This is a genomic window from Agathobacter rectalis ATCC 33656, from assembly GCF_000020605.1.
Classification (GTDB): domain Bacteria; phylum Bacillota; class Clostridia; order Lachnospirales; family Lachnospiraceae; genus Roseburia; species Roseburia rectalis.
This window is the reverse complement of the sequence record NC_012781.1, coordinates 2,151,812-2,166,219: the sequence shown is the minus strand read 5'-3', so window position 1 is coordinate 2,166,219 and position 14,408 is coordinate 2,151,812. Positions and strand designations below refer to the sequence as shown.

Sequence of the window (14,408 nt, the reverse complement as noted above, 5' to 3'; positions counted from 1 at the left end):
TAAAGGAGAACAATATGGCAAAAGGAAAGACCTCTGTATTTTTCTGCCAGGAATGTGGTTATGAATCGGCAAAATGGATGGGACAGTGCCCGGCCTGTAAGGAATGGAATACATTTGTAGAGGAAACCGTAGATAAAAAGTCGATAAGCTCGTCGGGAAAAGTAAAAAAAGAATCAAAGGCGGCACAGGTTCTGCCTCTTTCGGCAGTAAAAAGCGAGAAAGAGGAGCGTATAGTGACAGGTATAGCCGAGTTTGACAGAGTGCTTGGTGGAGGAATTGTGAGGGGGTCACTTGTGCTTGTGGGAGGAGATCCGGGTATAGGAAAATCCACGCTACTACTTCAGGTATGCAGGGAGCTTTCACAAAAAAAGGTGCCATTACTTTATGTGTCAGGTGAGGAATCCCTGCATCAGATAAAGATGCGTGCCGACAGACTTGGCGATTTTACGGATTCACTGGAGCTTTTATGTGAGACAAGTCTTGATATAGCAAAAGACGTGATTCAACGAAAAAAACCGGAGGTTGTTGTAATAGATTCCATCCAGACTATGTACAATGAGGAGATAGCGTCGGCACCGGGCAGTGTCTCACAGGTCAGGGAGACAACCGGAGTGCTTATGCAGCTTGCAAAGACTCTGGGTATTTCTGTCTTTATAGTAGGACATGTGACAAAGGATGGTGCGGTTGCGGGGCCGAGGACGTTAGAGCATATGGTTGATACTGTGCTTTATTTTGAGGGTGACAGGTATGAGTCGTACAGGATACTTAGAGGCGTTAAGAACAGATTTGGTTCGACCAATGAGATAGGCGTATTTGAAATGAAGGCGGAGGGACTTGTTGAGGTGGAAAATCCGTCGGAGTATATGCTTAGCGGTAAGCCCGAGGGAGCATCAGGATCAATTGTCACATGTTCCATAGAGGGAAGCCGCCCGATACTTCTCGAGATACAGGCTCTTGTATGTCACAGCTTTTTTAATAATCCAAGGCGTACAGCAAATGGTACAGATTATAATAAAGTAAATCTACTCATGGCGGTCCTTGAAAAAAGAGCCAACCTGTCACTGTCAGACTGTGACGCTTATGTGAATATAGCAGGCGGTATAAGGATGAACGAACCGGCGATAGACCTTGGGATAGTGCTTGCAATCGCATCAAGCAAAAAGGATATTATAGTGCGTGAGGATACCATATGCTTTGGAGAGGTGGGCTTAAGCGGAGAGGTGCGCGGAGTTACCATGTCCGAGCAGCGTGTTGCTGAGGCAAAGAAGCTTGGCTTTAAAAAGTGTATTGTTCCCAAAGTGTGTCTTGCAGGAGTCTCGCATATTAGTGGAATTGAGATTGTCGGTGTGGCAAATATCAAGGAAGCGATAGATGCTGTCAGATAGTAATTGTGAGAATTGCATATAATAAACAGACAATTTAGAAAATTTGTGTTTTTTAAGATAGTTATACTACTTTAATTAATTGCAGTAAATCCGTTGACATATGTGTGCCGGGATGATATTATATCAAAGCTGACTCGCGGGACACATTGAGTTGTAGAGCTTGTGAGTTACATTTTACAGACATGACTTTATAATATTGCTTTGAAAGAAGCTGATTAAATAAGTTATGAAAAAAGTTCTTGACAAATGAAAAACATTTTGATAGAATAAACAAGCTGTCGCAAGACAGAGAACTTAAAACAGAGTTCAAAAAAATAAAAAAGTGCTTGACAAACGAACAGCGATTTGATAAAATAATCAAGCTGTCGCAAGAGAGCAAAACAAAGAACATTGATAACTGAACAGTGAGAAACCTTGAAAGATTTTGAGAATCAATCAGAACGCTTCAATGAAAATTGAAGACCTTTAAAACAGTAAATTCAGATTCTATCTGAATGAACGAATTAGCCAAGTTTAACTTGACTGAGATCAACTTTTAACATGAGAGTTTGATCCTGGCTCAGGATGAACGCTGGCGGCGTGCTTAACACATGCAAGTCGAACGAAGCACTTTATTTGATTTCCTTCGGGACTGATTATTTTGTGACTGAGTGGCGGACGGGTGAGTAACGCGTGGGTAACCTGCCTTGTACAGGGGGATAACAGTTGGAAACGGCTGCTAATACCGCATAAGCGCACAGCATCGCATGATGCAGTGTGAAAAACTCCGGTGGTATAAGATGGACCCGCGTTGGATTAGCTAGTTGGTGAGGTAACGGCCCACCAAGGCGACGATCCATAGCCGACCTGAGAGGGTGACCGGCCACATTGGGACTGAGACACGGCCCAAACTCCTACGGGAGGCAGCAGTGGGGAATATTGCACAATGGGCGAAAGCCTGATGCAGCGACGCCGCGTGAGCGAAGAAGTATTTCGGTATGTAAAGCTCTATCAGCAGGGAAGATAATGACGGTACCTGACTAAGAAGCACCGGCTAAATACGTGCCAGCAGCCGCGGTAATACGTATGGTGCAAGCGTTATCCGGATTTACTGGGTGTAAAGGGAGCGCAGGCGGTGCGGCAAGTCTGATGTGAAAGCCCGGGGCTCAACCCCGGTACTGCATTGGAAACTGTCGTACTAGAGTGTCGGAGGGGTAAGCGGAATTCCTAGTGTAGCGGTGAAATGCGTAGATATTAGGAGGAACACCAGTGGCGAAGGCGGCTTACTGGACGATAACTGACGCTGAGGCTCGAAAGCGTGGGGAGCAAACAGGATTAGATACCCTGGTAGTCCACGCTGTAAACGATGAATACTAGGTGTTGGGAAGCATTGCTTCTCGGTGCCGTCGCAAACGCAGTAAGTATTCCACCTGGGGAGTACGTTCGCAAGAATGAAACTCAAAGGAATTGACGGGGACCCGCACAAGCGGTGGAGCATGTGGTTTAATTCGAAGCAACGCGAAGAACCTTACCAAGTCTTGACATCCTTCTGACCGGTACTTAACCGTACCTTCTCTTCGGAGCAGGAGTGACAGGTGGTGCATGGTTGTCGTCAGCTCGTGTCGTGAGATGTTGGGTTAAGTCCCGCAACGAGCGCAACCCTTATCTTTAGTAGCCAGCGGTCTGGCCGGGCACTCTAGAGAGACTGCCAGGGATAACCTGGAGGAAGGCGGGGATGACGTCAAATCATCATGCCCCTTATGACTTGGGCTACACACGTGCTACAATGGCGTAAACAAAGGGAAGCGAAGCTGTGAAGCCGAGCAAATCTCAAAAATAACGTCTCAGTTCGGACTGTAGTCTGCAACCCGACTACACGAAGCTGGAATCGCTAGTAATCGCAGATCAGAATGCTGCGGTGAATACGTTCCCGGGTCTTGTACACACCGCCCGTCACACCATGGGAGTTGGGAATGCCCGAAGCCAGTGACCTAACCGAAAGGAAGGAGCTGTCGAAGGCAGGCTCGATAACTGGGGTGAAGTCGTAACAAGGTAGCCGTATCGGAAGGTGCGGCTGGATCACCTCCTTTCTAAGGAAATCGAGTAGAGAGTTTTTCACTGTTGAGTTATCAAGCTCAATCTTTCCGGTGGCGATGCGCTTTTGGGAAACACCCGTCCACATCCCGAACACGATGGTTAAGACTGAAGCGGCCGATAATACTATACTGGTAACGGTATGGGAAGGTAGGTGGCTGCCGGATTTATAAAGAACAGCATAGCATATATGCTTTCAAAATAGAACAGGCTCGAAAGAGCTAACCTACATCAGCAGGGAAGTGCTGTTTAGATAGCTGGTTTTACCAGTGATTAGAGATTTTAAGATATTAAGATTTCTAATGACTGATAAAACAGTCAAAAGTCTGTGAGAACTAAAACTGGTAATCACAGCAATGTACCTTGAAAACTTCATACAAATAATTTGATGAATAAATATTCTATTCTTAAGAATATCTAACAATCAAGACATCCGAGAAACAAAACCAAGTTGTGAACAACAACAAAGTTCTTTAAGTTATTAATGATGCAACGCTATGCATCGAAGAGATTAAGCAAAGAAGAGCGCAGGGTGGATGCCTTGGCACTAAGAGCCGAAGAAAGACGTGATAAGCTGCGAAAAGCTGCGGGGAGATGCAAATAATCCTTGATCCGCAGATGTCTGAATGGGGAAACCCGGTACGAAGAACTCGTATCATCCATACGCCAATCCATAACGTATGGAGGGGAACCCGGTGAACTGAAACATCTAAGTAGCCGGAGGAAGAGAAAGAAACATCGATTTTGTTAGTAGCGGCGAGCGAAAGCGAAAGAGGCCAAACCGGAGTGCGTGCACTCCGGGGTTCGGACCGCATTTAAGATTCAGTGATTCTAGCAGAAAGGTTTGGGAAAGCCTGCCGGAGAGGGTGAAAGCCCCGTAAGCGAAAGAAGAGCTGACTGAGCGGGATCCAGAGTACATCGAGACACGAGAAACCTTGATGGAATGAGCGGGGACCACCCCGTAAGCCTAAATACTACTTAGTGACCGATAGCGCATAGTACTGTGAAGGAAAGGTGAAAAGGACCCCGGGAGGGGAGTGAAAGAGAACCTGAAACCCTGTGTTTACAAGCTGTGGAAGTTCTTTAAATGAACAACCGCGTACTTTTTGTAGAACGGTCCGGCGAGTTGCGGATACTGGCAAGGTTAAGCACTTAAGGTGCGGAGCCGAAGGGATACCAAGTCTTAACAGGGCGTTAAGTCAGTATACGCAGACCCGAAACCGGGTGATCTATCCATGTCCAGGTTGAAGTTGTCGTAAAAGACAATGGAGGACCGAAGCCACATCCGTTGAAAAGGGTGGGCATGAGGTGTGGATAGGGGAGAAATTCCAATCGAACCCGGAGATAGCTGGTTCTCCTCGAAATAGCTTTAGGGCTAGCCTCGATTTAGTCTTATGGAGGTAGAGCACTGAATTTCCGCGGGGGCGTCAAAGCTTACCAAAGAATATCAAACTCCGAATGCCATGTAGATGATGATCGGGAGTCAGACTGCACGAGATAAGTTGGGCAGTCAAAAGGGAAAGAGCCCAGACCACCGGCTAAGGTCCCAAAGTGCGTGTTAAGTGGAAAAGGATGTGGGAATTCGAAGACAACTAGGATGTTGGCTCAGAAGCAGCCATACATTCAAAGAGTGCGTAACAGCTCACTAGTCGAGAGTTCCTGCGCCGAAAATGTCCGGGGCTGAAACACGACACCGAAGCCGTGGACTCGCAATGCGAGTGGTAGAGGAGCATTCTTAAAACCGACGAAGCTGTACCGGAAGGAGCAGTGGAGGGATAAGAAGAGAGAATGCCGGAATGAGTAGCGAGAGAAAGGTGGGAATCCTTTCGGCCGAATATCTAAGGTTTCCAGAGTAAAGCTGATCTGCTCTGGGTAAGTCGGGGCCTAAGCACAGGTCGCAAGACGTAAGCGATGGATAACAGGTTTAGATTCCTGTACCACGCATTATCAGAACTGTAGGGACGCATGTGGAAAGCACGAGCCGGGAATGGAAAAACCGGTACAAGCGAGGTAGGTGTACAATAGGCAAATCCGTTGTATAATCCGAAGACGTGATGTGGAGTGAAATAAAGTAGCAAAGCGTGTGAGCCATGTGCCGAGAAAAGCTGCTATTGTGTAATGCGTGCCCGTACCGTAAACCGACACAGGTGGATGAGGAGAGAATCCTAAGGCCGGCGGAAGAAGCATTGTTAAGGAATTCGGCAAAATGACCCCGTAACTTCGGGAGAAGGGGTGCCTGCGAGAGCAGGCCGCAGAGAATAGGCTCAAGCAACTGTTTAGCAAAAACACAGGTCTATGCGAAACCGAAAGGTGAAGTATATGGGCTGACGCCTGCCCGGTGCTGGAAGGTTAAGAGGAGAGGTTAGCGTAAGCGAAGCTTTGAATTTAAGCCCCAGTAAACGGCGGCCGTAACTATAACGGTCCTAAGGTAGCGAAATTCCTTGTCGGGTAAGTTCCGACCCGCACGAAAGGCGTAATGATTTGAGCACTGTCTCGACAATGCATCCGGTGAAATTGAAGTACCAGTGAAGATGCTGGTTACCCGCGCCAGGACGGAAAGACCCCATGGAGCTTTACTCCAGTTTGATACTGGGATTCGGTACTGCATGTACAGGATAGGTGGGAGACGGAGAAGGATGGACGCCAGTCTGTCCGGAGTCGCTGTTGGGATACCACCCCTGTAGTACTGGGTTTCTAACCAGTTGCCATGAACTGGCAATGGGACAATGTCAGGCGGGGAGTTTGACTGGGGCGGTCGCCTCCGAAAGGGTATCGGAGGCGCTCAAAGGTTCCCTCAGAATGGTTGGAAACCATTTGAAGAGTGCAAAGGCAGAAGGGAGCTTGACTGCGACACCGACGGGTGGAGCAGGTACGAAAGTAGGACTTAGTGATCCGGTGGTATAAAGTGGGATTGCCATCGCTCAACGGATAAAAGCTACCCTGGGGATAACAGGCTTATCACTCCCAAGAGTTCACATCGACGGAGTGGTTTGGCACCTCGATGTCGGCTCATCGCATCCTGGGGCTGTAGCAGGTCCCAAGGGTTGGGCTGTTCGCCCATTAAAGCGGTACGCGAGCTGGGTTCAGAACGTCGTGAGACAGTTCGGTCCCTATCCGGCGCGGGCGGAGGATATTTGAGAGGAGCTGTCCTTAGTACGAGAGGACCGGGATGGACGGACCACTGGTGTATCTGTTGTCGACCAACGGCATGGCAGAGTAGCCAAGTCTGGAAGGGATAAACGCTGAAGGCATCTAAGCGTGAAGCCCCCCTCAAGATGAGATATCCCTCCTTCGGGAGTAAGACCCCTTGAAGACTACAAGGTAGATAGGGCAGAGGTGGAAGCATGGCAACATGTGGAGCTGACTGTTACTAATAGGTCGAGGGCTTAATCTGGTTAATAACGGAGAAAAACAAATCGGATTTGTATGAAGTTTTGAAGGTATATTAAAATAAGACGTAATTCCTATTGCGTCCTTTTTCTATATTTGATATAATATTTAAATATAGGGGATTGGTCAAATGGTATGACAGAAGTCTCCAAAACTTTTAGCGGGAGTTCGATTCTCTCATCCCCTGTTCTTAGACCTTGAAGCAAGATAGTTGTTTCAAGGTTTTTTTTGTTTAAAAATGAAAATAGATGTATTATAATGGGCATAAAGTATTTATTTTAAATGATATTAATTTTGTATTTCAAAATGGATTACAAATGTAAGGAGGATTTTTAAATGAAGGAAAAGCTTAAGATTAATGTGACGAAGCCACAATATGTGCAGGTGTCTGATATTACATATGCGCAGGTGGATTCGTGGTATGATCACTGTCGCAGGGATTTAAAACTCGATTTAATATATCCGGAAGATATGTCTGACAAGCGTTATCCTTGTATAGTATGGATATGCGGTGGTGGATGGATGAGGATGGATAAGTCAGCACATCTATCATATCTTAGCACGCTTGCTCATCAGGGGTTTGTTGTTTGCAGTGTGGAATACCGCACATCAAATGAGGGTTGCTATCCTATGCAGATAGAGGATGTGAAGGCTGCAATCAGGTATTTGAAGGCACATGCAGATAGATACAGAATTGACAAGGAACATTTTGGTGCGATGGGAGAATCAGCCGGAGGATTTTTGACATGTATGGCGGCATTGGATCATGATAAAGCTCGTGATGTTGGAGAATATCTTGAAGAGTCAAGCAGTATTCAGGCAGCATGTCCATGGTATCCACCTACTAACCTTAGCACATTTAAGTATAAAGATGCCGAAGAATGCGCAGCATCTATGGAGTCACTTTTACTCGGATATAATATTATGAGAAATATCAAGGAAGCATATAACAGTTCTCCGGTGTCTAAGGTGACAAAAGATGCTCCTCCATTTTTGATTATTCACGGTATAAATGATCAGACAGTTCCGTTTGAGCAGAGTGAAGAGCTTTATGACAAGCTTATTGAAAATGGCTGTGATGCAGATTTGATTGCATTGGAAGGCGCTGACCATGCAGATATGCAGTTTTTCCAGGATGAACTGTGGGATAGGATAATCGAGTTTTTTAAGACTAAATTGGGATAAAATCATGTCATACAGTAGCTCTTAAGAAAATTTTTTTAGTCGGAATAAAGTCTGTTTATAAAGGCTACGATATTTTTTGCAACTGAATAGTTACGATAATTATTATAAATAAAAACCATAGTATCTTAATGCATTTAAGATATCTATGGTTTTTGTGCTTATGAACCATAACAATATTTTTCCAAAAATTTTCACTTGATTTACCCGAACATATGTTGTATAATGCAAACAGATGTTCGAAATGATGTGAGGAGGTCTTATGTTAACGTCAATCAGTGCTGATATTATGGAAAAACTTAAGATTCTGTCTGATGCGGCAAAGTTTGATGTTGCATGCACTTCCAGTGGTGCATCCCGTTCGGGTAATGGAACTGATATGGGGAGTGCATTTGCCAGTGGAATATGTCATTCGTTTACAGCTGATGGCAGGTGTATATCGCTTCTCAAGATACTTTTTACAAATGAATGTATTTATGATTGTAAATACTGTATCAACAGATGCACTAATGATGTTGAAAGAGTGACATTTACGCCTGAGGAGGTATGTAAGCTTACTGTTGAGTTTTACAGACGCAATTATATAGAGGGACTTTTCTTAAGCTCTGGTATCATAGAATCGCCCGAGCATACCATGCAGCTTTTATATACCACGCTTTTTCTTTTGAGAAACAAATATCATTTCAATGGGTATATACACATCAAGGGTATACCGGGAGCCTCCTCTGAGGTCCTTGAGATGATTGGATATCTTTGTGATAGGATGAGTGTTAATCTGGAGTTGCCCACAGCGGAAGGGCTTAGGGCAGTTGCTCCGAATAAGGCGCGTAAAAACATTCTTACACCTATGAGATTTATTCAAAATGGTATAAAGGACAGCCGAATGTATCATGGCAATAGCAGTATGAAAAACCGTATGTATATAGATGAGCAGGCATATTATGAGCAGATGGCCGAAATAAAAGATAGTACTGCAAGATTATCAGAGTATCACAGAAGCCTTAGGGTTGCTACAGATTGCGGGAAGGCTGATAAGCTTGCACAAAAAAGCTGGGAATCAGGCTTAAGTATCAAAAGACCGGACAGATATTATGTGCCGGCGGGGCAGAGTACACAGATGATTGTGGGAGCAACCGGAGAGAGTGATTATCAGATTATATCTGTAGCAGAAGCAATGTACAACAGGTTTGATATGAAGAGAGTATTTTACTCGGCTTTTGTGAATGTTAATATGGATGAGTCATTACCGGGTATCGGGCAGCCGCCACCGTTAAAGAGAGAGCACAGGCTTTATCAGGCAGATTTTCTTATGAGATTTTATGGCTTTAAGGCAGGAGAGCTTTTGTCGGAGGATAATCAGAACTTTAATGATTATATTGATCCAAAGTGTCAGTGGGCTGTAGGTCATCTGGAGTGTTTTCCGGTTGAGATTATGACGGCGGATTATTATACACTTCTCAGGGTCCCGGGAATAGGCACTAACAGTGTCAGGCGTATTATAAAAGCCAGAAAGCATGCAAAGCTTTCGTTTACAGATTTAAAGAAAATGGGTGTCGTGCTCAAAAGAGCACTGTACTTTATCACCTGTGATGGTCGTATGATGTACAATACAAAGCTTGATGAAAGCTATATTACAAGGCATCTCATATATAACGAAAGGCCGGATACTATGCTTTTAGCTGATAATAAATCATGTACTTATGAGCAGATGAGTATATTTGATTTTATATCTGAATAGACAATATTTTGTAAAGCTGCAGGGAGAAGGATGCATGGATAATATAATACTTAGATGTGATAATAATATAAATGGGATTTTTACCGCTATATATGATGCTTTTGTATACAAAAATCAAATGCAAAAAGAAAATCACGAAGTATACCGGGACAATATTTCTATTGAGATAGGCATTGGAGGAAACTATACACTTTTTTCAAAGATGATAGATATTGAAACAGATGAGGTAAAGGTCCAAAAGACAATTTTGACAATTCAAAAGAAGCTAGGTTTTAAGATATATGAGACTGTATTTGATGCTTTGTGCCATTATTCTGGTAATAGAGCAACAATAGTGCTTGGATTTCTTGTCAGAGCATTTAAGGTGGGACAAAGGATTATGGAGCATATGACCGATAAATATGTTATGGAGGTATTTGAGCTTTCAAGAAAGGTAAATAAAGAGGCTGACAAGATAAGAGGGTTTATTCATTTTAGTGATAATGGAAACTATCTGCTGGCGCACTTTGAACCAAAATGCGATATGATACCGGTTGTTATGTGGCATTTTGTGGACAGGTATCCCGGGGAAAATTTTGTAATCTATGATGATAGAAGAAGGTATGCAGTGGTCCACCCGAGGCTTAAGGAGTGCTTTTATATCAATGAAAGTGAATTTAAGCAGCTTGAGATAAGTGTGCCGGTGAAGACAGACAGTTTTGAGCAGTTATGGAAGGTGTATTTTGAGCACACTGATATAAGGGAGCGGTTCAATCCACAATGTCAGCGCAATCTTTGTCCAAAGTGGTATAGGAAGAATATGGTGGAATTTACCTGATTTTTGAAAGAAATCAATTGTTGCGGTTACACTGTGGTGTGTGAACAGTAATATAGTGACAGAAATACCAATAAATGATACAATTTATACATGTATACTTAAACATAACGATACTATATCAGGGTGATGCTATGCAGATATCAAATTTGGTAAGTCAATACAACAATTCAGTGGCAAATGGTGAGCCTATGACAGGAGCAAAGGGCGTTGAAAAGCTGGTATCTTCTTTAAATGAAATGTCAAAAGGGATGATATTTGAGGGAACAGTAAGCAGTGTCCGTGGCAATCAGGTTAAGCTTGCCTTGTCAAATGGTCAGCAGATTTTGGCAAGGCTGGCAGGAAAGTTTTCATTTGAACAGGGACAGTCTGTGTTTTTTCAGGTGAAAAATAATGATGGAGGCACTATAGAAATAAAACCATATACAGTTGATGGCGAGGGAGCCAACCTCACACTTATGGATGCGCTAAAGGCTGCAGGTCTGTCGGTAGATGGCATAAATTTGTCGATGGTGAACAAGATGATGGAAGAGCATATGCCAATTGATAAGACAAGCCTTAATCAGATGTATCAGCTTGTGCAGGATAATAAGGATATTAATGTGACTACACTTGTTGAGTTAAAGAGGCTTGGAATTGAAATTAATCAGGTAAATGCGGCTCAGTTTGAAAATTATGCTAATGACAAACAGGCTATTACAATTGCTATGGATAGTTTGATAGATGAACTGCCGAATGCTCTTTCAGCCGAAGATTTATCAATGTATAAGCTTGTAACCCAGGCGAGGGATATTTTAAATATTGTTACAGAAGGGCTGCCGGAAGAGGCATTTATATCAAGTGAAGCTTCTGATATGTCACAGTATGAGGCAATAATGCGTGATAATAAATCGGCACCTGTAGTAAAAAAACACTTTAATATTGCTGAATTATTTGAATCATTAAACAGTGTTTCCGGTGAATCACAGGATATTCACACAACGCAGAAAATAAACAATGCTCCGGCAACAGATACCATCCTTTTACAGGAGAATGAAACAAAATCAAATACTATTGGATTTCTTTTATCGGATAAGCAGATAGAAGAGCTTAATGAACAGGTCAGGATGCTGCTTCCGGATTTACAGGAAAACAATATTTCTTTGTATTCAGAGGATAGCAGTGTCGTAGGAATACTTAACGATATAAAAAGTATGTTGGAAAATACACCGGCAAATGCCGATACACTGAGACATTTGTTTTCAGGAGAAGCCTTTAAGCTTATGTTGAAGGAGGCTTTAGAACAGCAATGGATGATTAAACCGGGAGATTTAGAGAAGAATCCTAAGAAGCTTGATGGCTTGTACGACAAAATTGAAAAACAGATAACAAATATGGAAATTATTTTGAAAACATCAGGAGTGGTGAATCCTAAAGCAGAGGCACTGGCAGATAATATCCGTGGAAATATTGAATTTATGAATCAGATAAACGAGGCATATACATATGTGCAGGTTCCATTGAAGATGAATGAAAAAAACGCCAGCGGACAGTTGTATGTGTATACAAATAAGAAAAGTATGTCCAATCCGGACAAAGAATTATCAGCATTTTTACATTTGGATTTAGAGCATCTCGGTGGGACAGATGTGTCAATTAAAATGCTTCATAGGAAGGTTACAACTAATTTCTATTTGGATAGTGATGAGTCATATGCACTGGTAAAGCAATTTCTGCCGGTGTTGGAAAAGAGATTACAGGATAAGGGCTATAATTGTGAATTGAATGTAAATAGTGGTTCGAAACAGATGAATTTTGTCGCTGGATTTCTGAAAAAGGATTTGCCACCTACCGGTCAGGTGCATAGATATTCCTTTGACATTAGGGCGTAGCAGTGTATAAGATAATTTACGAATAGTCACAGATGATTAAAACTTACTTCAGAAGGACAGGTGAGTTGTATGCATGGCGAAAATGATAATCGCAACAATAATGGAATAGACATAGGCAAAACAGCCGTAGCTATAGAGTATGTGCCGGGAGAAGCAGCACCTAAAATACTAGCTACAGGCAAGGGCGTTATTGCTGACAAAATTATTGAGAGGGCTAAGGAAAGCAATGTGCCTACATATAAGGACGATAAGCTTGCTGATACACTGTCTAGGCTTAAAATAGGTGATATGATTCCAACGGAGTTGTATGAGGTTGTTGCAGAGATACTTGTTTTTGTTAATGATCTGGATAAGCTTAAGGCAAAAATTGACCAAAGATAGTGTTTAGATTATATGATATGTGAGGCAGTTATGAATAAAAGAAGTGTTGGAAGTATATATGAGCAGCTTGCAGCTGAGCAGTTAATAAATATGGGATATAGTGTACTTGCCTGCAATTACAGAAACCGCTTTGGAGAGATAGATATAATAGCAAAGGATGGAGATACAATATGTTTTTGTGAGGTGAAATATCGTAGAGATAACGGCTGTGGCAGGGCTCTTGAAGCAGTTGGTTATAGCAAGCAGAAAAAAATTATATCAGTTGCAAGGTATTATCTTATGAAACATGGTTTGGATGAGTGGACACCATGCAGATTTGATGTGATAGCAGTGGATGATGACGAGGTTACTGTGTTGAAGAATGCATTTGAGGGCAGTTAATAACTATTGGCTTGGCAGTTACGGACAGGTATTACACAACCGTATATTTCTGTACTTAATAGTTACGAAGTAACTATAAATATCAATTATAAACAGCAATAGTTATCGGTAATATATAGTTGCATAGATATAAATATGAAGACAGACATTGATAAGAATATAAAGATTGATGAGAATATAAAGAAGGATAAGAATATGCAGGCTGAAAACATACACAAAAATGTTGATGAAATTACTATAAATGATTTTGTTGCAAAGAATGATAAAGATGTTCTGGAATTAAAAAAGCACGTCCTTTCAAGCGGAAGTGTTGTTCCTTTGTTATATTTTAAGAAGTTAAATGAGCTTTCTATGATAGAGCATTGCTTTACAACACGTCTTGGTGGACTCAGTGAAGGGATGTTTGAAAGCTTAAATTTAAGCTTTACACGTGGAGATGACGAGGAAAAGGTCTTAGAAAATTATAAAAGGGTGGCGGAGGCAATCGGAGCAGAGGCAGGACAGATTGTTACGACAGACCAGACACATACTACCAATGTTTTGAGAGTTGGAAAAAAGCAGTGTGGCATCGGGGTGACAAGAAAGAGACCATATACAGATGTGGATGGACTTATCACGAATGAGCCAAATGTTGTGCTTGCCACATTTTATGCTGATTGTGTACCGCTTTATTTTGTTGATCCGGTACATAGGGCAATAGGGCTTAGCCATTCAGGCTGGAGAGGTACTGTAAATCGCATGGGAAAACAGACACTTATTGCTATGAACAGGGAGTTTGGTACCGAGGCACATGATGTTATAGCTGCGATAGGACCTTCAATATGTCAGGACTGCTATGAGATAAGTCAGGATGTTGCAGAGCATTTTGTGGATGAGTTTGCGACAACAGACGATCCTCATGCGAGTGATATTCTGCTCTATAAGGGAGACGGCAAATATCAGCTTAATCTTTGGGAATGTAACAGGAGAGTACTTGTGGAGGCAGGAGTACAGGAAGACAATATTGCCATAAGCAATATATGCACTTGTTGTAATCCCTCTCTTTTATTTTCGCATAGAGCAAGTCATGGAAAGCGTGGAAATCTTGGAGCTTTTATGTTTCTTAAGTAATTTTCGCACAATCTATTAAGGAAATAATAAGAAATGCCTAAAGCTATATGTGTTAAAATAGGTGTATCACGTTGGATAGTACA

8 protein-coding genes, 1 tRNA gene and 3 rRNA genes are annotated in these 14,408 nt (G+C 42.5%); all 12 read left to right on the top strand.

All coding sequences use genetic code 11. The features are described 5' to 3' along the window. Positions 1 to 14 precede the first annotated feature (14 nt). The 12 genes from radA (at position 15) to pgeF (ending at position 14,325) form a co-directional block, all read left to right on the top strand. Positions 15 to 1,385, top strand: a complete 1,371-nt coding sequence (gene radA, locus EUBREC_RS10405) for a DNA repair protein RadA (RefSeq protein ID WP_012743133.1) — start codon at positions 15 to 17, stop codon at positions 1,383 to 1,385. A 536-nt stretch (positions 1,386 to 1,921) separates the two neighbouring features. Next, a 16S ribosomal RNA gene (locus EUBREC_RS10400) occupies positions 1,922 to 3,454 on the top strand. Between the two features lie 53 nt (positions 3,455 to 3,507). Further along, positions 3,508 to 3,625 (top strand): 5S ribosomal RNA (gene rrf, locus EUBREC_RS10395). Positions 3,626 to 3,967: 342 nt separating this feature from the next. After that, positions 3,968 to 6,852, top strand: a 23S ribosomal RNA gene (locus EUBREC_RS10390). Together the 16S, 23S and 5S rRNA genes with 1 tRNA gene alongside form the textbook arrangement of a ribosomal RNA operon. A 112-nt stretch (positions 6,853 to 6,964) precedes the next feature. Beyond that, positions 6,965 to 7,035: transfer RNA gene (locus tag EUBREC_RS10385), tRNA-Trp, on the top strand. Positions 7,036 to 7,184: 149 nt separating this feature from the next. Continuing rightward, the gene (locus tag EUBREC_RS10380; protein ID WP_012743131.1) at positions 7,185 to 8,033 is read left to right on the top strand and encodes an alpha/beta hydrolase; all 849 of its coding nucleotides are present in this window, start codon (positions 7,185 to 7,187) and stop codon (positions 8,031 to 8,033) included. Between the two features lie 259 nt (positions 8,034 to 8,292). After that, complete coding sequence (locus tag EUBREC_RS10375) at positions 8,293 to 9,768, top strand: putative DNA modification/repair radical SAM protein (protein WP_012743130.1); 1,476 nt, start codon at positions 8,293 to 8,295, stop codon at positions 9,766 to 9,768. Between the two features lie 34 nt (positions 9,769 to 9,802). Beyond that, entirely contained in the window at positions 9,803 to 10,585 is a 783-nt protein-coding gene (locus tag EUBREC_RS10370; protein ID WP_049757255.1) for a TIGR03915 family putative DNA repair protein, read from the top strand. Positions 10,586 to 10,716: 131 nt separating this feature from the next. Further along, positions 10,717 to 12,453, top strand: coding sequence for a flagellar hook-length control protein FliK (fliK, locus tag EUBREC_RS10365; protein WP_041254134.1), 1,737 nt, complete (start codon positions 10,717 to 10,719; stop codon positions 12,451 to 12,453). A 69-nt stretch (positions 12,454 to 12,522) separates the two neighbouring features. Continuing rightward, positions 12,523 to 12,834, top strand: coding sequence for an EscU/YscU/HrcU family type III secretion system export apparatus switch protein (locus EUBREC_RS10360; RefSeq protein WP_012743127.1), 312 nt, complete (start codon positions 12,523 to 12,525; stop codon positions 12,832 to 12,834). Positions 12,835 to 12,864: 30 nt separating this feature from the next. Then, positions 12,865 to 13,215 (top strand): YraN family protein, encoded by a 351-nt coding sequence (locus EUBREC_RS10355; protein WP_022293721.1) that lies wholly within the window; start codon positions 12,865 to 12,867, stop codon positions 13,213 to 13,215. A gap of 135 nt (positions 13,216 to 13,350) precedes the next feature. Beyond that, positions 13,351 to 14,325: a peptidoglycan editing factor PgeF gene (gene pgeF / locus EUBREC_RS10350; RefSeq protein WP_012743125.1), complete on the top strand. Its 975-nt coding sequence runs from the start codon at positions 13,351 to 13,353 to the stop codon at positions 14,323 to 14,325. Positions 14,326 to 14,408 lie beyond the last annotated feature (83 nt).